The sequence below is a fragment of the Thalassospira lucentensis genome (genome assembly GCF_011806425.1).
Taxonomy (GTDB): Bacteria; Pseudomonadota; Alphaproteobacteria; order Rhodospirillales; family Thalassospiraceae; genus Thalassospira; species Thalassospira lucentensis_B.
On the sequence record NZ_JAATOV010000007.1, the window covers coordinates 244,225 to 268,714 of the forward strand.

The following is a 24,490-nucleotide window of genomic DNA, read 5'->3' on the forward strand; positions in this document are numbered from 1 at the left end:
ATGAACAGGCAACGCCTGCCCCTTAACGGAGAATCTGACATGACCGTATTAATCACCGGCGCAACCGGACAACTTGGAACGCTTGTTGTCAAACATCTGCTGGATCGTATCCAGGCAAGCGACATCGCCGTAAGTGTCCGCACCCCGCAGAAGGCTTCTGATCTAAGTGCAAAGGGCATTGATGTCCGCAAAGGCGATTTCAACGACCTTGCCCTGATGACCAAGACCTTTGCCGGTATCGAAACGGCCCTGATCATTTCGGCCGAGGACGACAACGCCACCCGCATCAAACAGCACCGCACCGCGGTTGACGCCGCCAAGGCCGCAGGCGTCAAACACATCGTTTATACCAGCATTATCGATCCCAAGGCCGATGCCGATTTCACCTATTCGGCCATTCACCTTGATACCGAAAATTACATCAAACAAAGCGGCCTTGCGTACACCTTCCTACGCAACAGCTTCTATGCTGACCTGCTGCTCGCTGGCGTCCCGCACGCCCTTGAAACCGGCGATTACGGCGCACCGGCTGGCGATGCCAAAATCACCTATATCCCGCGCAATGACCTGGCCGAGGCCGCCGCTGTCGTCCTTGCCAATCCGAATGATCATATCAACGCCACCTATAACCTGACCGGCACCAAGGGCGTCACCCACAGCGAAATCGCGGGCTATATCGCGGATGCCACCGGCAAACCGGTCACGTTTGTCGACCTCCCGGCAGAGGTCCATACCGGCATCCTCCAAAGCCTCGGCCTGCCCGACCATCTGATTGAGGCCCTTTCGGGTCTCTATGTCGGTGCGAAAAAGGGCGATTACGAAACCGTCAGCAACGATTTCGAAAAGGTCGTCGGGCGCAAACCGCAATCGGTCGAGGCCTTCATCAAATCCGCACTGGCAAACTGAACGCTCTTTGCTGGACCTAAAAAATCGGGCCCCGCAAGGGGCCCGACAAGTTTACAGGGAGGAAACATAAACGCGGCCTGACCCCGCTCGCCCCTGACCTTTACGGCGCAAAGGTCAGCAGGGAGGACCCCAAAAGCATGGCGGTCGATGCAATCAAAAAGACGACATATCTCACAATCCTTTTCAGGGTCCTTTGCGACGGCGACAGACAAGACAGCACCGGGGGACGCACCACCTTGCCTGCCGCGCAGAACGCGTTTCCGCCGAACTTTCCTGTCCACTCCGGGAACCAGAACGTGGCGGGGGTTTCGGGGGTATCGGGACTAAAGGCCCAAGTCTGACAGCCCCGGATGATCATCCGGACGCCGTCCAAGCGGCCAATGGAACAGGCGCTCTTGCTCGGTTATCGGTGTGTCATTGATCGACGCCACCCGATGGCGCATCAGGCCATCTTCATCAAATTCCCAGTTTTCGTTGCCATAGGCGCGAAACCAGTTACCGCTGTCATCTTGATATTCATAGGCAAAGCGCACCGCGATGCGATTGTCATGAAACGCCCAAAGTTCCTTGATCAGGCGATATTCCGTTTCCTTGCGCCATTTACGGGTCAAAAACGCGACGATGTTTTCGCGCCCGTCAAAGATGTCCGAACGGTTGCGCCAACGGCTGTCTGGCGTATAGGCCAACGACACCTTTTGCGGATCTTGGCTGTTCCAGCCATCCTCGGCCAGACGGACCTTTTGTTTGGCGGTTTCAATATTAAAGGGCGGAAGGGGCGGCCGTGACATCAATCTGATCCTTTGATCTGTGGTTCATAAAAGCCCCCGGTCGACACGGAGCAACATGCAGGGGGGGGATTGCCGACCGGGGAAGTACCGGAAGTTTGCCAAGCCCTTACGCGGCAGAGGCATTCACAACCGGGAAGTCAATCGGGGTATCAAACGCTTCGTTGAGGTAATTGGTCAGGGTATTGAGCGCGACATGGGCGACAATCTCGACCAGCTCGGCATCGCTGTAACCTGCAAGTTTAACCGCGCTGACATGGCCTTCGCTGACCTGCCCCCGGTTCTGGACCAACGCCACGGCAAAGCGCACCGCCGCATCGGCCTTATGATCGGTCGAGGTCCCATTTCGGTTTGCCGCGATTTCGGCATCATCGAGTTTGGCGACGTTTTTACCCAGATAGGTATGCGCCGAAAGGCAATAGTCACAGCCATTGATCTGCGCCACCGCAAGGGCAATGCGTTCGCGGGTCTTTGGATCAAGCGCACCTTTGGAAAGTGCACCATTCAAACCAAGATAACCTTCAAGTCCGGCCGGGCTGTTTGCCGTCAAGCGAAACAGGTTCGGCACCGAACCAAGCATCTTTTTGACACCTTCAAGAAGTGGCTGGGCGGTTTCTGGGGCTTCGGCGATCGAGGCCGGCAAAGAAATACGAGTCATTGGAACTCTCCTTAACGAGTTTGGGTTGGTTAACGTTAAAAAGATATACAGACCTGTCTGTCTATCTGTCAAATATATTTTTGGAACAGTCATTCTTCTATTGGAAATGCTTGCTTTTCTGGGAACTTCACGCCAAAAGAATACAGACCGGTCTGGCTATTTTCGTGCCGACTCTGATCACTGGAGTGATGAAATTGAAATCAAAACGCGACGTTCTCGTCGATACAGCTCTGCGTCTTTTCTATACGCAGGGCTTCAACGCCACCGGAATCGACAAGATTCTCGCCGAATCCGGCGTCGCCAAAATGACGATGTACAAACACTTCAAATCCAAGGACGAGCTGATCCTCGCCGCCCTCACCCGCCGCGATGAACAGTTCCGCGACTGGCTGACATCGTCCATGCAGACGGTCTCTGCCAACCCGCGCGAACAGCTTTTGGCGATGTATGATGCGCTCGAAGAATGGTTTCATGGCCGCGCGTTCAAGGGGATGGGCTTTTCGGGCTGTGCCTTTATCAATGCGTCGGGCGAGTTCGCCAAACTTGACCATCCCGCTCATCAGATCGCCGCCGAGCATAAGCGCTGTATTCTCGACTGTATTACCGATCTGTGTGACCAGGCTGGCGCCGCCAACCCCAAACAACTCGCCGAGGAATTGGCCCTTCTTAAAGAAGGTGCGATTGTCACAGCACAGGTCCGCGGCATGCCCGATGCCGCCAAGATCGCAAAGACCATCGCAACAGCCCTGCTCGATGCGGCTCTGCCCGCCTAACGGCGCGCTTTATCGGTCTAAAAACACAAAACGGGGCCATAAGGGCCCCGTTTTTGCGATCTGTCAGAATGTCGGTGAAACCTAGTTTTGCGGAAGCTCAACCAGCGTCACTTCACCATTTTCAAGTTTAAGGCCAAGCTGCCCGTGCTTTAAACGCAAGGCATATTGACCATACAAATCACGTCGCCAACCGCGCAGTGCGGGCACGTCGGCCTCGTCATCGGCGGCAATATTTTGCAAATCATCGCTTGATGCGACCAAACGCTGCGCAACACCTTTTTCTTCGGCACACAGTTTCAGCAACACTTTAAGCAACTCAACCGTCGGGCCGATCCCGGCAGGCAGTTCAACGCGCTGCTTGGGTTTTGGCCACTGGTCTTGCGGGCTGGCAAGGGCGGCTTTGATCGCCTCGATAATCGCCTGACCGGGTTTGGAGCTGCCAAAATTGCGGCCCACCCCACGGGTTTTATCAAGGTCGGCCTCGGTCATTGGCTGACGGGCGGCGATATCAAGTAACGTGTCATCGCGCAAAATGCGATTGCGCGGCTGATTTTTACGCTGCGCCTCGGTTTCGCGCCATTCGCCAAGGGCCCGGACCACCGCCAAGAATTTCGGGCTGTTGGACCGGGTTTTAAGCCGCTTCCACGCATCTGCCGGTTCAATCGAATAGATCGACGGATCGGTCAGGCGGTCCATTTCTTCGCGCAGCCAGATCGCGCGCCCATTGGCTTCAAGCCGTTCATGGAAATCTTCGAAAATCACCCGCAAATGGGTCACATCCGAAAGCGCGTAGCTGATTTGTTTGGTAGAGAGTGGCCGACGCGACCAATCGGTAAACCGCATGGATTTATCGATGCTTTTGCGCGTGACCTTATTGACCAGCGTTTCATACCCGACCTGATCGCCATAGCCCAGCACCATCGCCGCCACCTGAGTATCAAATACCGGATGGGGGACTTTGCCCGACAGATGGACGAAAATTTCGATGTCCTGACGTGCGGCGTGAAAAACCTTAATCACGCTTTCGTCCTGCATCAGGTCGAACATCGGGGTCAGGTCAATACCCTCGGCAAGCGGATCAACCGCCGCACCGTTATCACCCGGTTCAGGACTGGCAAGCTGCACAAGACAGAGTTGCGGCCAATAGGTCGAATCACGCATAAATTCGGTGTCGACCGTGACATATTCGAACGTCCGCAACTTTTCGCAAAGCACACGAAGTTCTTCAGTAGTTGTAATTGGTTCCATAAGATTTTCTATAGCATTGCGCGCCGCAAATCGCCAGAGCCTTCACCACAGGTCTGATCATTGCCACGCAAAACCACCTAAACCGCCAAATTCAACGCGTTTCATGCACAAAACCCGGCCAGAACCCTAAATAATTTCGTCCTCGTCCAACAACGGATCGGACTGAAGATGGGTTTCAATGGCGTCCATGCGTTCTTGTAATTCCGACGCGCGTTTGATCGACGCAATGTGGAACAGCGCATCGCCCTGATTAACAATCGGCAAATTGGTCCGCCCGATAATCAGGCCATCTTCACGCGCAGTGACTTCTTCGTCGGTCTGGCCAAACGGGTCGGCCACGGCGGCCAAAACATCGCCCGCATGAACAAACTCCCCGGCCAGTTTAAACGTCCTTAAAAGCCCGCCAACCGGCGCACGCAGCCAATGGCTGCTGGATGATTTAAACGCCGGGGCGCGCGGTTCACGCACCGCGCGTTGCGATGTCATGCCAAGCTTGCGCATCACGCGCAACACGCCCGAAACACCCGCCCGGATCGACATTTCATCAAACCGAAGCCCCTCGCCCGCTTCAAACAGCAAGATCGGCACATTGGCTTCTTGCCCGGCTTGGCGTAGCGACCCTTCCCGAAGCGGGCTTGTCAAAATGATCGGCGCGCCAAACGCCTCGGCATATTCCATGATCGCGTCGTCATCTTCATTGACCCGGATCTGGGGCAAGTTAACACGGTTAACGGCCGCCGAATGAAGATCGATGCCAAAATCGGATCGCTCGACAATTTCACTCAGGAAAAGATGCGCTAACTGTGCCGCCAGCGATCCACGCGCATGCCCGGGAAAACAGCGGTTAAGGTCACGCCGATCTGGCAAATAGCGGGTATGATTTAAAAACCCAAACGCATTGACCACCGGCACCGCCAAAAGCGTGCCACGCATGCCGCGTAACGCAGGCGATTTCAACACCCGGCGGATCACTTCCACGCCGACGATTTCATCGCCATGCACCGCGCCGCTGACAAACAAAACCGGACCGGGCCGTTTGCCATGGACAACGTTCACCGTCAGGTTAACCGGCGTGTGATTGGACAACAGCGAAATCGGGATATCAACAATCTGGCGCGTCCCAGCAGCAACCTTTTTCCCGCAAATTTCAAAATCTGCCGCCTTGGAAGACTTCTGTTTTCCGTTGGATGCTGCTGTTTCGCGCATGCTGTTAGCCCTTGCCTTTGGTCCGTACTTTGCCCGGACGGAAGTCTTTTTCAAGAAAATCAATAATCATGCCGGCAATGTCTTTGCCTGTTGCCCCTTCGATCCCCTCAAGCCCTGGCGAGGAGTTTACTTCCATCACCACCGGCCCATGATTGGATCGCAGGATATCCACACCACACACATTAAGCCCCATGGCCTTGGCCGCTTCAACCGCGGTGGAGCGTTCTTGTGGCGTAATGCGTACCGACCGTGCCGACCCGCCGCGATGCATGTTGGACCGGAAATCCCCCTCGGCCCCTTTGCGTTCCATGCTGGCAACCACTTTGCCACCAATCACGAAACAGCGAATGTCGGTATTGCCCGCTTCCTTGATGAATTCCTGCACCATGATATCGACACTCGCCCCGCGGAACGCCTCTATCACGGATTTTGCGGATTTCTCGGTTTCACCCAGAACCACACCAATGCCCTGCGTGCCTTCAAGCAGCTTGATCACCACCGGCGCGCCGCCAACAATCGACAAAACCTCGTCGGTTTTCTTTGGATCATGGGCAAAGGCCGTGACTGGCAGGCCAACGCCGCGCCGGGCCAAAATTTGCAGGCAGCGCAATTTATCGCGCGAACGGCCAATCGCCACAGATTCGTTAAGCGGATAAACCCCCATCATTTCGAACTGGCGCAAAACCGCCAGACCAAATGACGTCACCGAAACACCGATACGCGGAATAACCGCGTCATAGCCCACCAGCTTGACACCGCCATAATAGATTTCCGGTTTCATCGATGTGATGTTCATCGAAACCCGAAGCGTACTGATGATATCGATTTCGTGCCCGCGCGCTTCGGCGGCCTCCACCAACCGTTTGTGGGAGTATAGATTTGGATTACGTGCAAGCATTGCGATTTTCATGCAATGAACTCCCGTGGGTCGACGTGAAAAGGCGCGTAAACGATGAATGCCGCTTACGGGGACAAATATGATCTGAAAGAAAAAACGATCCTGCACGATTTATCGTTACGCTGCATGATCGTTCTACTGCGCGTCTAGCTCTGTTCGGGCTTCCCTGCAAGATAAGATTTTGATGGTAGAACCAAAAATCTTCCTGCCTTCATCGCTGTACGCCCCAAAAGCATGGGAAACCCCATGATTGAGCGGTTCGCCAAAGAAACCTCAACCTTTAACCGATGGTGCCCCACCGCGATGTGGGTTGCAATAACAAACCGTTCTTCGGCATTTCCGTTCGAACTGCGAATCTCGCGACGTTCGACCAACGGCGCAACGCATTCCATCCGCCCATGCCCATCGCCCCGGTAATGGGGTAAAACAAACCGGACGTATTTTTTACCGTCTTGTTCAAACTCGTGCGGGTTCAGGGCATGTAACGATGATGTCCGCGCACCGGTATCCACCTTGGCCTTGATAAACGGCACCCCCAATTCCGGAAGGCCGATCCATTCGCGCCAGCCCAAAACATGACCGCCGTCAATCAACGTATCGGTCTGGACTTTCAAGTTTGTTTTTGGTTTTTGTTTGCTTTGCTCTGCGCTCACGCGTGTGATCCGGTCATGTATATTACGATGAATATCAACAGCTATTTTGATGACCACCTATGAATTTCGCGTAAATTCAATCACGTAAAATCAATCTGCATCGGGGTCAGCCAAGGCTCATTGCTCGCTTATATGGGGATCGACACTGATATTTGTATCCGTCGCCACCTGAAGCTCTTCCATCACCGCACGCACCAGCGGCAAGGTCACCGCACGCTTTTCCGCCAAGGCCCGCCGGTCCACTGCCGCCACCAATTCGCTAAGGGCCACAAATGACCGCTCAATCCGCGGCAGGATATAGCTAATGGTTTGCGGCCCGGCCTGAATTTGCCGATCGGCAAACAGCTTTAACAAAAGCCCGACCATCAAATCATCATCGGGCGGGGATATTTCACAGACCAACGCCGCCCCCAACCGCGATTTCAAATCCGGTAACGCCACCTTCCAACGTGCCGGGGGCTGTGTCGCCGTCAGCAACAAATGCCCACCGCGTTCTTTCAGCATATTATAAAGGTGGAAGCAGACCTTCTCATCAAGGCCACCAGTTGCCCCATCCCCTGTCGCCCCATCACCGGCCGCAAAATCGGCATCTTCAATCACAAGCCCGGTGGCATCGCCCAACAGGTCATCGGGGTTGATCCCATTAAGGTCACGCGCCATCACCCGAAGGGCGGCTGACCGTGCACGCCACACTTCCGCCAGATGGCTTTTGCCACATCCCTTTGGCCCATACAGGCACAAGGCGGGCACAGGCCAATTGGGCCATTGGTCAATCCACGCCACCGCTTCGCTGTTACAGCTTGCCACCATGAAATCATCCCGCGCCAAGGCCGGACGCATCTCAAGCGCAAGCGGCAATTGCTGCGGGGCAACGTCGGCCATCACGGCCTCCGACGCCTCGCGCAGGTCATCCTGCTTGTTCTTGCTATCCTCTGGCATGGGATGTTTCGCCGGGCTCACAGTGGGTTTAACTCTCAGGATGCTGCGCTGGTTGACCACCAGCAGATTGATCTTCTAACGATGCGACATGCTCCGTGTTCTGATGATCATCAGACGCCGCATCCCCCTCATCATCATCATCATACAAAGGACTATCAAGGTATTGCTGTAACCCATAGCGCACAAGAACGCCAATGACGGCGGCCACCGGCACGGCCAGCATCACACCCAAAAGGCCAAACACCGCACCACCGGCCAGCAAGGCAAACATCACCCACACCGCATGCAGGCGCACCTTGTCACCCACCAGCTTGGGCGTCAGGAAGTTGCCTTCAAGCATCTGACCAACGGCAAAGACAATCACCACAATACCAAGATCAAGACTGACGCCAAACTGCGCCAAGGCCACCCCGACCCCAACGGCAAAACCGGCAATCATCCCGAAATAGGGCACAAACGATACAAGCCCGGTCATCAGCCCGATGACAAAGCCAAATTCAAGCCCCGCAATCGTAAGGCCAAGCCCGTAAAACAGGCCGAGCAACAAACAAACGGTCGCCTGCCCGCGGACAAACCCGGCAAGCGTATCATCAATGTCACGCGCACATTGGCGAATATCATCGGCCGATTGGCGTGGCAGATACCCGTCGATCTTGGCAACGATTCGATCCCAATCACGCAGCAGATAAAACGACACAACCGGTGTAATGAACAACAAGCTGACAAAGTTCAGCAACGCCAAACCGCCCGACAACACGTTGGTCAAAACATTGCCAACCCATTTAAGCGCGTTGGCGGTCTGCCCCTTGATCGCATCAGAAACACTTTGCAGGGTTTCGGGCGCAAACCGGTCCAAAACATCCTGCAAATACGGCCCGACATTGGTCTGCAACGTATCGACATAGCCCGGCAACCGTTCCAGGAACCCGGCCAACTGGCTGCCGATCATCGGTACGATCAGCAAAATGACAATCAGGAACACCAAAAAGAAGACGGCGGTAATAATGCTGGTGGCAAATGTGCGGCCAATGCCGCGCGCTTCCAGCTTATCGGCCAGCGGATCCAGGAAATAGGCAATCGCCATCCCTGCGACAAACGGCAAAAGGATGCCCGCAAACAGCCACACCAGGAAAAAGAACCCGATGGCGCAAAGCAGCCAAAAACGCGCCTGCTGGCGAAATGTCATGTCTGGTCGTCCCCTGTTATGCGCTTGCCGTCAAAAAGGCCCCAAAAGCCCCAAAGACCAAAGCCGTCGCTCAGCAGTCCATGTCTAAAATCTAAAGTCAAACCCCAAAGACCAAGGCACCGCCCATCCTATGACGCATGCCCATAATCCCGTATCTTATCGCGCATCCCACGCTGTTGCGATCACCCGGCGCGATAATGCGCCCCGATGACACCCCCAAAGGGTCACCAGAACGCATCACCAAAACGCACTATCGCAACGCCGGTTCAATTAGTTATTCAGCGACAAACCTTCTAAACGATCCGTCCCCACCGGCTGAATGAACCACAACTGCCCCATCTGGGTCAGGTTAAGGTTCTTTTGATTAAGGGCCGTTTTCAACTGGCTGTTCGATCCGACGAACTCCAGCGAAAGCTGCACTTCACGGCGTGACATCGCCACCACACGGGCATTGCGCACGACCGGCAAGCTGGTCACTTTTTCTTCGATATCCGCCCAATCTGAAAGCCCGGTAATCGGCACAAACACCATCAAGGTGCCCCCGGTGCTAAAGTTAATCAGGTTGGCGCGTTTCCAGCCTTCTGAAAGCTTGGTCTGAACCGATTTGGCCGCCCGTACCAACGTCTGGCTCAGCGACTGACCCGACTGGGTCTTTTCGCGCACACCAAACACCTGCGGCGATCCGCTCGGATCATATCGGGTGACGGAAACATTGACGGTCTCCCCGCCCTTTGGCCCGCTGACTTCGGCGGTTGCGACCACGGCGGTATTGGCACCATAGCGTTTGGCAAGTTCGGCCAACCGCTCCATCGCACCACTTTCGGCCTGCTCGGCGGAAATGGTTCCGATATCGCTCAGATCGCCAATCGGCATCTTAACCGGGACCAAGCCCGATGACGCCACATTGCGGGACCACACATCGCGCCACGGATTGGGATCATCCCACAAATTCATGTAACTTTGCGTGCGATAAATCGGCAGGATCACCACCGGTTTGGACTGCAACTCGGCAAAGGATACATCGCGGAACCGCAAATAATTGCGCACCGCATTGTCCTTAAAGCGCACGGTCATATCGGCGATATAGCGTACCGACGATGTTTTCTCGTTCGACACGCCGAAATCACGGACCATGTTGGCCAGCTCCGCCGCACCTGGCATTGCCAAGGACTGGCGATCTTCTGGCAGGGTCAAACGGGCAACCACTTCTTCAAATGCCTGACGCTGCCCGACAAGAAGCGCCTGCTCGCGCGCGGCAGCGGCTGTTTCGGCACGTTCATCAACGTGAACGCCCGACACGGTGAAAATATCCTGTGCCATTGTCGGGGTGCCCGAAAAGGCCAGAATTGCACAAACCGTGGCAGCACCTGCCAACATCTTGATGTTTTTCAATGAAGTAAGCACGTATGCCTCTTTACCCTAAACGTATCATGTTAATCTTTATACCAGCTCGAAAACCGTACGCTCTTTGTGGCATGTTGAACGCATTCTGCAAAGAAAAGTCTGTCATGCGCAGGTCATCATTGCATATTACGAGCGTTTGAGTATTTTCGGCCCAGCGGAAATTATCAAGCCCGCGTTTTTTATCAGTAGGTCACGTTACATCTGATTAAAGGCGTCCGTATGGCGGATTGGTCACGCAGCAACATAAAAACTGCGCCCCGGACCGCAAGTGCGACACACTTAACAAGACCGAACCAAACCGGTCGATGTTGGCTCTTACTGATGAAAAACGCGGGGTTTCCCCGCCCATTTATCATGCATGTTTGCTGCCAAGGATCCGTAAAATGACCTCCTCCAATGGCCTTACCTATAAGGACTCCGGTGTCGATATTGATGCCGGCAACGCCCTTGTTGATCGAATTAAACCGCTGGCCAAGGCAACCACACGCTCTGGCGTGTCTGGCGGTCTCGGCGGATTTGGCGCGCTGTTTGACCTCAAGGCAGCTGGCTATAACGACCCGGTTCTGGTGTCTTGCACCGATGGGGTTGGCACCAAACTCAAAGTCGCCTTTTTGGCCGACAAACACGATACCGTCGGCATCGACCTCGTCGCCATGAGTGTCAATGACCTTGTCGTACAGGGTGCTGAACCGCTTCTGTTCCTTGATTACTTCGCAACCGGCAAACTTTCCGTCGATAACGCTGCTGACGTGGTTGCGGGTATCGCCGAGGGCTGCAAACAAGCAGGCTGCGCATTGATCGGTGGCGAAACCGCCGAAATGCCGGGCATGTATGCAGACGGCGAATATGACCTTGCCGGTTTTGCCGTCGGTGCCGCCGAACGTGGTGAGTTGCTCGATGGCAGCACCGTCGCCGAAGGCGACGTCATCCTGGGTCTGGCCTCCAGTGGCGTTCATTCCAACGGTTATTCGCTGGTGCGTAAGGTTGTCGAAAAAGCCGGTCTCGATTATTCCGACGATGCGCCATTCGCACCGGGCAAAACCGTTGGCGAAGCCCTTCTCGAACCGACCAAGGTCTATGTCAAAAGCTGCCTTGCCGCCCACAAGGCCGGTCTGGTTAAGGCCCTCGCCCACATCACCGGCGGCGGTTTGACCGAAAACGTCCCGCGCGTTCTGCCAGAAAACCTGACCGCGGTCTTTGATGCCGCGACGTGGGATTACCTGCCGATCTTTAAATGGCTTGGCGAACAGGGCGGCATTCCGGCCACCGAAATGGCGCGTACCTTTAACTGCGGCATTGGCATGTGTGTTGTCGTTCCGGCCGACAAAGCCGACGCCGCCGAAAAACTGCTGCGCGAACATGGCGAAACCGTCAGCCAGATCGGTGTCATTGGTCCGCGCGCGGGCGACGGTCCGCAGGTCGTGATTAAAAACATGGCCCGTTCATGGGAAAAGTAACCAACGGCAAAAAGTTGAAACTCGCCGTCCTGATTTCAGGCGGCGGGTCAAACTTGCAGGCCATCATTGACGCCTGTGCGCAGCCAACCTATCCGGCTGAAATCGTTCTGGTCTTCTCCAACCAGCTTGACGCCGCCGGTCTTGACCGTGGCCGTCGTGCCGGTATCCGGGCTGAGGCGATCTCGCACAAAGGGTATCCGGGGGGCCGCGAAGCATATGACGCAGCCGTCAGTGACCTGATCGAACAAAGCGGGGCGGATCTGGTTGTGTTGGCCGGCTATCTGCGCTTGGTCAGCGAAAGCTTCGTCACCCGCTGGAAAGATCGCCTGATCAACATCCACCCGTCCCTTTTGCCAAGCTTTAAGGGCCTGAATGTTCATCAAAAGGCACTTGATGCCGGGGTGAAATTTGCCGGATGTACCGTGCATTATGTCGTCCCCGAAGTCGATTCTGGCCCGATCATCGCCCAGGCCGTCGTTCCGGTCCTGCCCGGCGATGACGCAGGCAAACTGGCCAAACGGATTCTAAAACAAGAACACCGCATCTACCCACAAGTCATCCGCTGGATCGCGGATGGCCGGGTTTCGGTTGATACCAATGGCATTGTCACGGTGGCGGACGCCCAAACGCCCGAAACCACCGACATCAACCCGGTGCTTGAACCCGGATGAAAGAACCTCTGGCGCTGGCTGCGCAAGGGTTTTAACGCTTAAAAAATGCGGGCCATATTCCGATGGTCCGCCTTTTTCTTATCTGGTTTCTGGTCTGGTTTCATGTCCGGTTTTACCGGCGCGCAAACCCAAAACCGGGGTCATAATCTGTGCGCATTTTGATGCTGTGATGGGCTTATCAAATTCAAATCCCCCACCACCGCCCCGGAAAACCGACATCATGAAACGCACTCTCACTGCCCCCGGACTGATCATCACCTGCGCCCTTTTCGCCTTTACGCCGCTTACCGCAATGGCTGATTCTGATTCCGGTTCCGACCCTGATCTGGACTCGTACAAGGCCGACATGCAAACCGGCGACAAACCATGGCGGGCGAAAAAATGCGCGGTCTATGAAGAAACCCGCAATGCCATGCTCGAAACCATCCCACGCGATACGCTAAGCCCCGAATTCACCAAGGGCGAAGAAGACTATATCGCCAACGGCTGTGCTGGGCGCACCTATGCCTGCCCGAAATCCAAGGCCGAACTCGACTACGCCAACGAAATGTCCTTTGCGATGATGAGCCACGGGCTATCGGGCACCTTCCTGCCCTATGGCTGCCCAATGGCGCCCGATGATCCCACCCCCCCCAACACCAACGACTAAACCCCCGCCACACAGGTGTGAAGTCGATCAAATGTTTGATCAGAAACCGTTATCTATGGTTAATCTTCACCTTGCACTGCCTCAACTTCATGGATATACATTTGAAAAATCCCAAAAACACAATGGAGGCAACCTTGCAGGGCAACGACTACGATCAGACCCAGACCCACGTCGAAATCTATAACGGCTTCACCACCTTTATGAAGTGGTCCACCCTGTCGGTGATCGGCATTCTGGTCCTGATGGCGATCTTCCTCGTGTGATCCGCCCCGCCCTTTGGGCACTGCGTTGATCCAAATGTAAAAAAGCTGCCGTTGATCGGCAGCTTTTTTGTGTTTCAGCATCTATTCTTTTAAATCGTATCGGTTTGATAGGTAACAACATCAAAGCCCTCCGCATCGCTTGGCGGCTCGAAATAGGCCGAAATTTGATGGAACTGCGCATCACTGGCCGCGAACTGATGCGCGCCGACTTTGTTGCGTTCCCGCAGGCGCGCGATGCAAACGTCTTCGGGCACATTTAAATAATGCAACTGGTGTGCGGCCCCGACATCCTCGGTGATGGCCCGCATCCATTGGCGTTGCTTGACCGTATTGGCCGGAAAATCCATCACCACCGAAATCCCCGACAACAGCAACATGCCGATATGCGGCCCCATCACCGAACGCAGCTTGGCCGACACCTGCACATAATCGGCGACCGAACGCATCTGATCGCCAAATAATGTCGACAGCCACTCATCCTCGGCAATCAGGACCGTGCCTGGCTTGCGCGCCAGCTCGGCGGCCAATGTTGATTTGCCCGCGGCAATTTTCCCGCACAGCAAATGCAAGACTGGCGCGTCGTTGCGCGGACGCGCGCCGCGCTGCGCTGTACCTACTGTACTTGATGTTGTGTCAGCTCGATCTGTTTGATCTGTTTGCGCTGGCCGCACAGGATCCCCTGTTCGGCATCGCTGGGGTTCTAAAACGTCTGTCTTGGGAACGGAATTTGGCTGTTGCATCGGTCTCTCCGGGGATGGGCCGGGAGACAGCCATAAAAAAACCCGCCTCGCCGGCGGGTGGATATCATTTGGTCAAAACGTCTCTACCCCGCCATCCTATGAACGGCGGTAAAAATTCGTGCATCCATGTGGGTCACAACGTTTTCCATCCCAAAAACATCGCACAGCAATCTGTTGATGTCCAGCCCATTGCGGCGCACCCAAACAACAAACGCCCAAAATATATTCACCCCAAGGTTAAATCGCGTTAGGATTTTACCGGTGGCGTGCCACCAAACTGCAAAACATTCGGCCCAATAATCTGGGGAGGAAACAATGCAAGGAAGTGACTACGATCCCAATCTGGTCGAGGAACATGAACATGTCTGGCACAACTGGACCAAGTTTATGTTCTGGAGCGTCCTATCCGTTGCCGTCATCCTGATGTTAATGGCGGTCTTCCTAATCGATTGATCTATTTTGCGCATAAAAAAACGCCCCGCAAATTGCGGGGCGTTTTTTGTACCGGGTAAACCCGAATACGTATTTCGATCGCTTAGCCGACGATTTCGGTCTGCGCGAAGAAATAAGAGATTTCGATTGCAGCGTTTTCGAGCGAATCTGAACCGTGGACCGAGTTCGCTTCGATGGATTCTGCAAACTGTTTGCGAATGGTGCCCTCATCGGCATTTGCCGGGTTGGTTGCGCCCATAACTTCGCGATATTTTGCGACAGCGTTTTCGCCTTCCAGCGCCTGGACAACAACCGGGCCGGAAATCATGAAGTCTACCAATTCACCAAAGAACGAACGTTCTTTATGAACTGCATAGAAACCTTCAGCCTGAGCGCGGGTCAAAGCGACACGCTTCTGCGCAACAATGCGCAGGCCAGCTTCTTCGATGACGGCGTTGATTTTGCCCGTCAGATTGCGGCGCGTTGCGTCCGGCTTAATGATCGACAAAGTGTGTTCGACAGCCATTGGTTTCACCTAGCTACTTATAAAAAATGGGACCCTAATCGGGCCTGCAGAAGATAAAGAAACCATACATCAGGATTTCCTTATCATCCACAGACCCAAAGGTTGGCGCTATATAAACGGGGTTGGATCGCAACGCAACACATAGTTCTGCCCGTGCATTACTGACCTGCACGCCCTGCATTCGCCCATCCCCCACCCCAAATCCGCGCCAAAACGCACAAAACTGCCATTCCCCATGGGGTCGCCAAGCGGTTATCGCCCCGTGATTGCCCCCGATGACATTTTCAAGAATCCTTGCGTCTGCACGCGTCCTGCCCTATGCAGGGCACAGAATTCTTGGCGATTCACGCATTTTGCATCCGTTAAAGCGCGGAACCGCCCCCAATCCGCACCCAAAAGATCAAGAGAACGTCCGAAAAATGCTGCAAATTACCGACCTGACCTATCGCATTGGTGGCCGTGTCATCCTTGACCAGGTTTCCCTGACCATCCCTGCCGGGCATAAGGTCGGGCTGATTGGGCGCAATGGGGCGGGTAAATCCACCCTGCTCAAACTGATTTCCGGTGAACTGGCAACCGATGGCGGCGATGTCCGCCTGTCCAAGCGCGCCCGCATGGGTGTGGTTTCACAAGAAGCCCCGGCGGGCAGCCGCTCCTTGCTGGAAACCGTTCTGGCCGCGGATACCGAACGTGCGTCCCTTCTCGAAGAAGCCGAAACCACCACCGATCCGCTGCGCATTGCCGAAGTCCACACCCGTCTGGCCGATATCGATGCCCACACCGCCGAAGCCCGTGCGGCATCTATTCTCTCAGGCCTTGGCTTTGATGCCGACGCCCAGCGCCGCGCCTGTGATGATTTCTCGGGCGGCTGGCGGATGCGTGTCGCCTTGGCTGCAACGCTGTTCCTGCGCCCTGATTTGCTTCTGCTTGATGAGCCGACCAACCACCTTGATCTTGAAGCCACCATCTGGCTTGAAAACTATCTGATCAACTATCCCGGCACCATCATCCTGATCAGTCACGATCGCGATCTTTTGAACCGTGCGGTCAAAAGCATTGCCCATCTGCATGACGGCACCGTCACCCTATATGGCGGCAATTACGACAAATTCGCCAAAACGCGTCGCGAACAGATGGAACTGGCGTCCAAGCATTACGACAAACAGATCGCCCAGCAAAAGCATCTGCAATCCTTCATTGATCGCTTCCGCGCCAAGGCCAGCAAGGCCAAACAGGCCCAAAGCCGTATCAAAATGCTTGAAAAAATGGGCCCGGCCATCCCGGTCGTCGAAGATCGCGGCATTTCGTTTGACTTCCCAAGCCCCAAGGAACTGCCACCACCCCTGATCAATATTCATCAGGGCGATGTTGGCTATACCGAAGGCAATCCGGTCCTTCGCAACATCAGCCTGCGGGTTGATATGGATGACCGCATTGCGCTGTTGGGTGCGAATGGTAACGGTAAATCAACGCTGGCCAAATTGCTGGCTGACCGTCTTGAACTGATGTCGGGTGAAAAGCATTCATCAAACAAACTGCGCATCGGCTATTTCGCGCAGCACCAAACCGATGAACTGCGCGGTGACGAAACACCCTATCAGCACATGGCATCCCTCATGCCCGATGTCATCGAACACAAAGTCCGCGCCCAACTCGGCCGCTTTGCATTCGAAGGCCAAAAAGGCGACACCAAGGTCAAGGACCTCTCTGGTGGTGAAAAGGCGCGCCTTTTGTTTGCGCTAATGACCCTTGATGCCCCGCATATGCTCATCCTCGATGAGCCGACCAACCACCTTGATATCGACAGCCGCGACGCGCTGAACCATGCGCTCAACGCCTATGAAGGTGCCGTGATCATCATCAGCCACGATCCCTACCTGATCGAAGCCTGTGCCGATCGTCTGGTTCTGGTCGCCGATGGTACCGTCTCCGCCTTTGAAGGCGACGTTGCCGAATATCGCCAATATTTGCTCGACCGGGCGCGCATGGAACGCCGGGCCAACAAAAACGGCGGCGATGATGGCGACAACGGCAACGGCAATGGTGGAAATGGCGGCAAAGACGCCAAACGCGACCGTAAGGCAGAACGCCAAAAGGCCGCCGAAAAGCGTAAAATCGCAGCCCCCATCAAACGCGAAGTGCAAAAGCTTGAAGCCGACATGGAAAAGCTGACCGCGCGCAAAGCCAAGATCGAACTCGATATGGCCGATCCGACGCTTTACGAAGACGCCAATGCCGACAAGCTGACCAAAACGCGCCAGGAACTCTCCAAGGTCGAAAACGACCTTGCGATGGTCGAACAAAAATGGATCGAAAAGCAGGAAGAATACGACGCAATGGTCGCCTAATCCGCCCACCCAGTATTCGCAGCAAAAAAAGACAGGCTTGGACATTCCAGCCTGTCTTTTTCGTTTGCACCATCCCTATGCCTTCTGGCCACATCGCCCTACTGGTTTAAATAGCGCTGCTCAATCGCGGCGGACTTTCGGCTTTTTTTGTCGGCGTTCATTTTGTCTTCTGCCATCGCCAATAATGTATCGTGATTGCTGCTTTCTTGCGGATAGACAACCATCCCCATGCTCGCCCCCACGGTTAGGCTTAAGCCGCCAAACTCCATCTGGCGCTGGATCGATGCGGTGATTTTCTGCGCAATCCAATCGGCCTTTTCGGTCGAGCTGACATTCTCATGGATCACCGCAAAGCTATCGGCCCGCAGTCGCGCCACCGTGTCCCCGCTTTGCACCGTGCGTTTAATCCGGTCCCCGACTTTGCGCAGCACCTGATCACCAATCTCATGGCCATAGCGATCATTGATCTGCCCAAACCGATCAAGATTAAGAACCAAAACCGCCACCGAATGCCCCTGCGCATCCCCATGGCGGCACGCCACTTCCAACCGGTCCTCAAACAACAACCGATTGGCAAGCCCGGTCAGGGCATCGTGATTTGCCTGCCGCCAAAGCGTCGGCGCACTTTCGCTTTGGCGTAAGATATCAACGGCAAGCTCAACAAAATGCACATCGCTGCTTTCGGGGTCGGTGATCGCCCGGATCACCACATTGGCCTGATAATAGCTGCCACTTTTGCGCCGGTTGCACACATCCCCTTCCCAAATGCCATTGGCCCGTGCCGCCATCAAAATATCTGAAAGCGGCTCGGCCTCTTCGGGTCTGGCACGCAGGAATGACAGCGGCTGACCAATTGCTTCTTCGGGCAAATAGCCGGTCATCGCGGTAAAGCCCGGATTGACCTTGGCAATGATGCCGTTTTCATCGGTCACCAACACACTGCTTTTTGACGCATGCAAAACCTGCTGGGACAGTTGCGCATCAAAGCTGGTCGATACTTGACGTTGGCGTGCCCACGCATACAACCCACTGACAATCGCCATCAACGCGATAAACGCCCCGCTCAGGATCAAGATAACCCGGCGTTCCGGCCACAAAAGCGTACTTAAAACGTCCCGTGGCAAATATGTCCCGACATACAGGTTCAAACGGCTGTCATTTTGGCCATCGCCGCCAAAAATCACCGAAAGGCTTCGGGTAGAATGCCGCGCAAGGAAAATGTCGGTCGCCTGCAAAAGCTCGACGGTGAAAAATCCTTTTTCCGTCTCAAAGCTTTCAAGTCCAATGCGCATATTCTCCCACGCCCTGGGATACCGATCGGCAAAAACGCGGGCGGTGTTGGTTAAATCCAACGCCCAGTTTTCCCCGCTCTCCCCGCCAAGGATCCAGTTGCCATCGCGATCAACAACAAACGGCTTCAACCCGCCATCGGATAAGGGCGCGACCAGATCAAACAACACCGGCTCAGCGCGTAAATTCACCACCACAACGCCCAACCGCGCGCCTGTGCGATCAAATACCGGCGACGACATGCGAATGACCGGCTTGATCGGCTTTTCGATCCGGCCAAATTCCTCATTCAGATCAATGCCCGAAATATATACCGTGCCGCGCGGGGCATTCTGCGCCATTCTGAAATAGGGCCGCGTTGATTTATCCTGAAGGTTCGGCGGTGCGACGGCAAACGGAACGCCGCTGGCGTAATTGACCCGCACCGTTTCCATCCCCTCGGTATTTAAAAACCGGATCTGGTCATAAATGCCCCGGCGCAGCGTAAACAGCATAAATTCATCCGTCAGGCGCGCGATCCCGGCCCCGCCGTCGGAAATCGCCTCAAGATGCGTGCTTTCCGTCAGGATCAATAAATCTGACACAACGCTGTCGATGCGTTCTTGCAAGGTCGATATGCCCTTGCCCAACGCAACCCGTTTGTTTTCCGCAATGGTCTGTTCGCGCAGAACCGTCCCATCCCAAATCAAAAAACCGGCAAGGATGGCAAACACCGCCCCCAACGGCACAAAACAGACCAAAAATGATTGAAGATGTCCCCGCGTCACGCACCGCCCCTTTACCCAACCCAGACCCGACTATTTACGCTCCATACGCAACCATAACATGCCAATCGTATATTATACATCCGAATAATACACTATCCAAAATTCGCATCACCTAAAAATAGACGCCCGCCAAACCAGCCTTTGTTTAAGTGTAAAACCGTGCGAAGGAATCGGATAAATCCGCATCTCAAATCTGCCCCTCCCGCAAAATCAGCATCCCGCTGGCACATCAGAAAACCCAAAACATGCTGATGTGACCAAAACCCAAACCAACAGATTGATGATCCACAACTTCAAATAGCGGCCAAGAAATGAATTCTGACACTTTCAGACACTTTCAGACATTTCCTGACACATTCTGACAATCGCCCGCCAAGCCATTGCAATACCGCCCCTTATCCGTCATGCGCAACACCTTCTACGACCGATCACATATTGATGCCGCGCCACCACAGCACAGCATCACACATGTGCTCGACCTACAACCGATGCGCGTTTGCGCTCAAACCACGACCAAGGGGACTACGTTTTGGGGTATTTCGGGTTTAAAACCACATCATCACTGCTGGCAGGCAGCACCGTACTTGCGCTTGCCGCATTTGTGATGCCATCAACCGCACAGGCCATGTCATCGACCTGTAAAAATGCATCTGACCTAACATCAAGAATTTTCGCGCTCCCAGTAGACCAAAACCTGACCTATGGGGACCATCAGAATTTGGCCGTCGAAAAGGGTGAAAAGTTCTCTCTGACTTTTAACAACCTCGGCAATTCCCGCCTCGATTTAACCATTACCTCAGCCGTCTTTTCCATTCCGTCTTCGGTAACTATTCCCGGAAATCAGTCAAAGCAGGTTTTGTTTACCGCGATCTCTGATTCATCTGCGGCCGAGTTTGTCTTGCGTCGTAACGGTGCAAATTCCCCCGCAAGAATGTCCAATGACGACGAGGGAAAATTCCAGATAAGCCGTGCCCGCTGCAACCCGGCAACCGGCGTTTCCTATGAAAGTGAAACCACGTCCAAGGGTGTCACCAGCGCGGTTGCCCGCTCGCAAACCACGGTCATTCAGCAAAATACCGGCGCACGTGTCGCCACCGTAATCGGCAGTGCCGGTGCGGGCACCACAGGGACAACCGGCGGCAATAACGGCACCGGCGCCAATGGTTCTGGCAATGCTGGCACCGGGCAGGATGGTGTGGTTGATGACAAAAATTCATTCACCCAGGCCGGCACCCAGGCCGGTTTTGCCACCCCATTTGGCACCCGCAATGACAATAACCGCGACAGCCGCGATGTCATGCGCCGTCTGGCGCTCAGCTCAAGCTTTGACAGCTCTGTGATGGCGGCTGATTTTGCCCGCGATCATGCGCTGGCCCTTGGCCCGACCGATCAGGGCACCGTTGGCGGCGCGTCTGGCGTTGATGGCCGTTCTGCGTTGGCCAATGCCTCCCCCATCACGATTTGGGGTCACGGTTCTTACACCTCGGTCGATAATGATTACGCCCAAGGCACCATTGATAACACTTATGATGGCGACGTCTGGGGCTATAACATTGGCGCGGATTACCGCTTTGCCAACAATGTCGTTGCCGGTCTGTCGCTGGGCTATAACGATACCGACCTGACCACGTCGTTTAATGACGGCACCTATCAGGAAAATGCCTGGGTGATCTCGCCTTATGCCATTTTCAGCCCGGTGCAAAACCTGTCGCTAATCGCCGAAGGCGGTTATTCGCAGGGCGATATCGACGTCACCCGCAACAATGACGCGGTCAATGGCAAAACAGAATCAGCATTGTGGTACGCATCGGTCAAAGGCATCTATGCCTATCGCCCGATCGCCGACAGCCCGCTGACGCTCAGCCCGTCTGTATCGCTTTTGGCGTCACGCAAAAACATCGACAGCTACACCGAAAGCGATGGCACCTTTGTCGACAGCTCGCGCTCCAACACCCGTCAGATCAAACCGTCGCTAGAAGCCGCCTATGATTTTGGCTTTAACACCCTGACCATCACCCCGTTTGTTGAAACCGGGCTGGTCTATGACTTCACCGACGAACTGAACAACGACAAAACCGCCTTTAACATTGGTGGCGGTGTGCGCATGTCGGATCGTTCAACCGGCTTTAATGCCGCACTCGAGGCCAGCTACCTCGCCGGGCGTACCGATTACACCGAATACACCATTGCCGGCACCATCAGCTATGGCTTTGACCTGCGCACCGAAAACGGCCAATCCTTTGGCGTCATGACCCCGTTCTTTGGCAGTGACGTTGACGAATATGGCAACCAGTCCATGACCGGTGGCCTTGGCTTTGACGCAGGCCCAATGACCAGCCGCCTGTCACTGGCCCATGACATTGCCCAAAACAGCAACGCCGACAGCTCGGTCCAACTTTCCATGTCCGTGCCGTTCTAAGCAAAGCTTCGCTTAACGCGCCAGACCAAGACCTAAAACAACAGCCGCACCGGGAAACCGGTGCGGCTGTTTCTTTTGGCTGAACCGCGCGCGTATTGCCCCCCATGCAACTCACCGACAAACCCCGTCATTCCTGCGCACGCCATCATCATTCCTACGCATGCAGACCTAATCCCCGCCCCCATCGCCGTCATCCCCGCAAAGCCTGCCCCCGCGAAGGCGGGGGGCGGGGATCTCGTCACGCACGCTGCTTCATAAAAACGGACAACAACCATTCCGGCGCGTCCGCCAAAGCACCAGAAAAGACTCGGATCAATCCCGCCCCCAAAAGAAACAGCCCCCGAAAGCAGCATCCAAATCGGCGCAGAACCATGCCTCAAACATGCGTATCTCAACAAAATAGAACCAAAAAGTTGATGATCATAAAAAACTAATGCCGCCAAAGAATGCAATCCTGACACATTCAGGCAAACTCTGACATTCACCCGCCCCCCCATTGCACTCAAACCGTTTATCCGCGTAGTCCCTGTAAGCTTTATCGCCGATCGCATGCGCGCACGGGACGCCACCAGGGCCGCGCCACATGTCGATCCGCCACCAATGCGCGCTTGCGCACTTACCGCCACCAAGGGGAAATCGTTTTGGGGTCTTTCGGGTTTAAAACCACATCATCGCTGATCGCAGGCGGCACCATGCTGGCCCTTGCCACATTTGCCATGCCATCGACCGCATGGGCGGCATCTGGTGCCTGTGCGAATGCCGCTAGTATGCAGGCCATAGCTACAGTAAATGGTTCAGTTTCTACTGGCCGCCCCTTCCCAGACGACAGCACACCGGAGACAAAGTGGGAGGTAAGGAATATAACAGTAAAGACAGGTGAAGAGTTTCATGTCGAAGTCAAGAACAACAAGAGTTCATTCGACTTGAGATTAAGCATCCGTTCATCCAATTTTGGTAATCCCGATTATACAACAATTGCCAAAGACAGTTCAAAGACCGTGACATTTACGGCAACCTCAGATTCGTCATCTGCCTTTATTCATTTGGATGCCGCTACTCATGATTCTTTCAGCATATTAAGCGTCAGGTGCGGCGACGATGCCGGCTCTGACAGCAGTTCTCAGGAAACCACCTCGTCTGCCGTCAATGCCGCTGTCTCACGCTCGCAAACCACCGTTATTCAGCAAAATATCGGCGCACGTGCGGCCACCATCATCGGCAGTGCCGGGGCGGGTACCGTTGGCACAACCGGCGGCAATAGCGGCACGGGTTCAACCGGCACCGGAACCGGCAGTGCGGGCACCGGGCAGGATGGGGTGGTCGATGACAGCAATTCCCCGGTTGCCAATTTCGGTTTTGACCAAAACATGAACCGCACCTCCGGCACCGCCAATTCCGATGACAACCGCAATGTCATGCGCCGCATGGCCATGCGCGCCAGCTTCGACAGCTCCGTGCTTGCGGCCTCAATGGCGCAGGATACCCCCCTTGCCCTCGGCCCGACCGATCAGGGCAAGGTTGGCGGTGCGTCTGGTGTTGATGGCCGCTCTGCCTTGACCAACGCATCACCGATCACGGTCTGGGGCCATGGTTCCTACACCTCGATTGACAATGATTACAACAATGGCACGCAGGATAACCGCTATGACGGCGATGTCTGGGGCTATAACATTGGCGCGGATTACCGCTTTGCCGATGCCCTGATCGCCGGCCTGTCACTGGGTTATAACGACACCGACCTGACCACGACCTTTAATGACGGCACCTATCAGGAAAATGCCTGGGTGGTCTCGCCCTATGCCATTTACCGCCCGATGGAAAACCTGTCACTCATCGCCGAGGCCGGTTATTCCCAAGGTGATATTGACGTCACCCGCAACAATGATGCGGTTTCGGGCAAAACGGACTCTGCCCTGTGGTATGCCTCGCTGACAACATCTTATGATTACCGCCCGATGGACGATCAGCCCTTCTCACTCAGCCCATCCGTGGCGTTTCTGGCGGCCCGCAAAAACATCGACAGCTACACCGAAAGCGACGGCACCTTTGTCGAAAGTTCGCGCTCCAACACCCGTCAAATCAAACCGGGGATCGAAGCCGCCTATGATTTTGGCTTTAACACCCTGACCGTCACCCCGTTTGTCGAAACCGGTCTGGTCTATGACTTCACCGACGAACTGAACAACGACAAAACTGCCTTTAACATTGGTGGCGGTGTGCGCATGTCGGATCGTTCAACCGGCTTTAATGCCGCACTCGAGGCCAGCTACCT

At 54.9% G+C, this 24,490-nt stretch carries 24 protein-coding genes; 11 read left to right on the forward strand and 13 right to left on the reverse strand.

The genetic code is table 11. From position 1 onward, the window contains the following. The first annotated feature begins 39 nt into the window (after positions 1–39). Complete coding sequence (locus tag HCZ99_RS19255) at positions 40–906, forward strand: SDR family oxidoreductase (protein WP_167448647.1); 867 nt, start codon at positions 40–42, stop codon at positions 904–906. 323 nt (positions 907–1,229) lie between these two features. Here the strand turns inward: HCZ99_RS19255 and HCZ99_RS19260 are convergent, their stop codons facing one another. Together HCZ99_RS19260 and HCZ99_RS19265 are read right to left on the reverse strand one after the other, a co-directional pair. Continuing rightward, positions 1,230–1,694, reverse strand: coding sequence for a nuclear transport factor 2 family protein (locus HCZ99_RS19260; protein WP_167448648.1), 465 nt, complete (start codon positions 1,692–1,694; stop codon positions 1,230–1,232). A gap of 106 nt (positions 1,695–1,800) precedes the next feature. Next, positions 1,801–2,349 carry a carboxymuconolactone decarboxylase family protein gene (locus HCZ99_RS19265; protein ID WP_167448649.1) on the reverse strand — a complete coding sequence of 183 codons (549 nt, stop codon included), beginning with the start codon at positions 2,347–2,349 and terminating at the stop codon, positions 1,801–1,803. Positions 2,350–2,429: 80 nt separating this feature from the next. Between HCZ99_RS19265 and HCZ99_RS19270 the strand changes: the two genes are divergently transcribed. Further along, complete coding sequence (locus tag HCZ99_RS19270) at positions 2,430–3,122, forward strand: TetR/AcrR family transcriptional regulator (protein ID WP_254869754.1); 693 nt, start codon at positions 2,430–2,432, stop codon at positions 3,120–3,122. A gap of 81 nt (positions 3,123–3,203) precedes the next feature. Here the strand turns inward: HCZ99_RS19270 and rnd are convergent, their stop codons facing one another. The 7 genes from rnd to HCZ99_RS19305 form a co-directional block, all read right to left on the reverse strand. Next, the gene (gene rnd / locus HCZ99_RS19275; RefSeq protein WP_167448650.1) at positions 3,204–4,370 is read right to left on the reverse strand and encodes a ribonuclease D; all 1,167 of its coding nucleotides are present in this window, start codon (positions 4,368–4,370) and stop codon (positions 3,204–3,206) included. Between the two features lie 126 nt (positions 4,371–4,496). Beyond that, complete coding sequence (locus HCZ99_RS19280; protein WP_167448651.1) at positions 4,497–5,576, reverse strand: succinylglutamate desuccinylase/aspartoacylase family protein; 1,080 nt, start codon at positions 5,574–5,576, stop codon at positions 4,497–4,499. A gap of 4 nt (positions 5,577–5,580) precedes the next feature. Then, positions 5,581–6,486, reverse strand: coding sequence for a 30S ribosomal protein S6--L-glutamate ligase (rimK, locus tag HCZ99_RS19285; protein WP_167448652.1), 906 nt, complete (start codon positions 6,484–6,486; stop codon positions 5,581–5,583). Between the two features lie 134 nt (positions 6,487–6,620). After that, positions 6,621–7,127 (reverse strand): ATP-dependent zinc protease family protein, encoded by a 507-nt coding sequence (locus HCZ99_RS19290; protein ID WP_167448653.1) that lies wholly within the window; start codon positions 7,125–7,127, stop codon positions 6,621–6,623. 117 nt (positions 7,128–7,244) lie between these two features. After that, on the reverse strand, positions 7,245–8,066 hold the full coding sequence (locus tag HCZ99_RS19295) for an HdaA/DnaA family protein (RefSeq protein WP_254869755.1): 822 nt from the start codon (positions 8,064–8,066) through the stop codon (positions 7,245–7,247). 28 nt (positions 8,067–8,094) lie between these two features. After that, positions 8,095–9,252, reverse strand: a complete 1,158-nt coding sequence (locus HCZ99_RS19300) for an AI-2E family transporter (RefSeq protein ID WP_167448654.1) — start codon at positions 9,250–9,252, stop codon at positions 8,095–8,097. Between the two features lie 270 nt (positions 9,253–9,522). After that, a complete protein-coding gene (locus HCZ99_RS19305) occupies positions 9,523–10,656 on the reverse strand; it encodes a DUF2066 domain-containing protein (protein ID WP_368484289.1) in 1,134 nt (377 codons plus the stop codon). 383 nt (positions 10,657–11,039) lie between these two features. Between HCZ99_RS19305 and purM the strand changes: the two genes are divergently transcribed. The 4 genes from purM to HCZ99_RS19325 all read left to right on the forward strand — a co-directional run bounded on the left by purM (position 11,040) and on the right by HCZ99_RS19325 (position 13,696). Next, a complete protein-coding gene (purM, locus tag HCZ99_RS19310) occupies positions 11,040–12,113 on the forward strand; it encodes a phosphoribosylformylglycinamidine cyclo-ligase (protein WP_167448655.1) in 1,074 nt (357 codons plus the stop codon). Beyond that, complete coding sequence (purN, locus tag HCZ99_RS19315) at positions 12,101–12,784, forward strand: phosphoribosylglycinamide formyltransferase (protein WP_167448656.1); 684 nt, start codon at positions 12,101–12,103, stop codon at positions 12,782–12,784. The genes purM and purN overlap by 13 nt, the downstream gene beginning before the upstream one ends. A 220-nt stretch (positions 12,785–13,004) precedes the next feature. Beyond that, the gene (locus tag HCZ99_RS19320; RefSeq protein WP_167448657.1) at positions 13,005–13,433 is read left to right on the forward strand and encodes a hypothetical protein; all 429 of its coding nucleotides are present in this window, start codon (positions 13,005–13,007) and stop codon (positions 13,431–13,433) included. 101 nt (positions 13,434–13,534) lie between these two features. Further along, the gene (locus HCZ99_RS19325; RefSeq protein ID WP_217701530.1) at positions 13,535–13,696 is read left to right on the forward strand and encodes an aa3-type cytochrome c oxidase subunit IV; all 162 of its coding nucleotides are present in this window, start codon (positions 13,535–13,537) and stop codon (positions 13,694–13,696) included. Between the two features lie 89 nt (positions 13,697–13,785). Here the strand turns inward: HCZ99_RS19325 and HCZ99_RS19330 are convergent, their stop codons facing one another. After that, positions 13,786–14,223, reverse strand: a complete 438-nt coding sequence (locus tag HCZ99_RS19330) for an AAA family ATPase (RefSeq protein WP_254869756.1) — start codon at positions 14,221–14,223, stop codon at positions 13,786–13,788. Here HCZ99_RS19330 and HCZ99_RS20750 point away from each other — a divergent pair. Both HCZ99_RS20750 and HCZ99_RS19335 read left to right on the forward strand, forming a co-directional pair. Next, on the forward strand, positions 14,223–14,687 hold the full coding sequence (locus tag HCZ99_RS20750; RefSeq protein WP_254869757.1) for a hypothetical protein: 465 nt from the start codon (positions 14,223–14,225) through the stop codon (positions 14,685–14,687). The genes HCZ99_RS19330 and HCZ99_RS20750 overlap by 1 nt on opposite strands. Positions 14,688–14,751: 64 nt before the next feature. Then, complete coding sequence (locus HCZ99_RS19335) at positions 14,752–14,889, forward strand: aa3-type cytochrome c oxidase subunit IV (RefSeq protein WP_167448659.1); 138 nt, start codon at positions 14,752–14,754, stop codon at positions 14,887–14,889. A gap of 82 nt (positions 14,890–14,971) precedes the next feature. Here the strand turns inward: HCZ99_RS19335 and ndk are convergent, their stop codons facing one another. Then, the gene (ndk, locus tag HCZ99_RS19340) at positions 14,972–15,394 is read right to left on the reverse strand and encodes a nucleoside-diphosphate kinase (RefSeq protein ID WP_167448660.1); all 423 of its coding nucleotides are present in this window, start codon (positions 15,392–15,394) and stop codon (positions 14,972–14,974) included. Positions 15,395–15,813: 419 nt separating this feature from the next. On the opposite strand from ndk, the gene HCZ99_RS19345 reads away from it, so the two are divergent. Further along, the gene (locus HCZ99_RS19345) at positions 15,814–17,742 is read left to right on the forward strand and encodes an ABC-F family ATP-binding cassette domain-containing protein (RefSeq protein ID WP_167448680.1); all 1,929 of its coding nucleotides are present in this window, start codon (positions 15,814–15,816) and stop codon (positions 17,740–17,742) included. Positions 17,743–17,840: 98 nt separating this feature from the next. Here HCZ99_RS19345 and HCZ99_RS20955 read toward each other — a convergent pair whose 3' ends face one another. After that, entirely contained in the window at positions 17,841–19,799 is a 1,959-nt protein-coding gene (locus tag HCZ99_RS20955) for a diguanylate cyclase domain-containing protein (protein ID WP_167448661.1), read from the reverse strand. Positions 19,800–20,328: 529 nt separating this feature from the next. On the opposite strand from HCZ99_RS20955, the gene HCZ99_RS19355 reads away from it, so the two are divergent. Then, complete coding sequence (locus HCZ99_RS19355; protein ID WP_167448662.1) at positions 20,329–22,218, forward strand: autotransporter outer membrane beta-barrel domain-containing protein; 1,890 nt, start codon at positions 20,329–20,331, stop codon at positions 22,216–22,218. Between the two features lie 616 nt (positions 22,219–22,834). On the opposite strand, the gene HCZ99_RS19360 is transcribed toward HCZ99_RS19355, so the two are convergent. Then, positions 22,835–22,996: a hypothetical protein gene (locus HCZ99_RS19360; protein WP_167448663.1), complete on the reverse strand. Its 162-nt coding sequence runs from the start codon at positions 22,994–22,996 to the stop codon at positions 22,835–22,837. A gap of 220 nt (positions 22,997–23,216) precedes the next feature. Here HCZ99_RS19360 and HCZ99_RS20960 point away from each other — a divergent pair. Then, a partial coding sequence (locus HCZ99_RS20960) for an autotransporter outer membrane beta-barrel domain-containing protein (protein ID WP_167448664.1) occupies positions 23,217–24,490 on the forward strand: 1,274 nt, incomplete at its 3' end.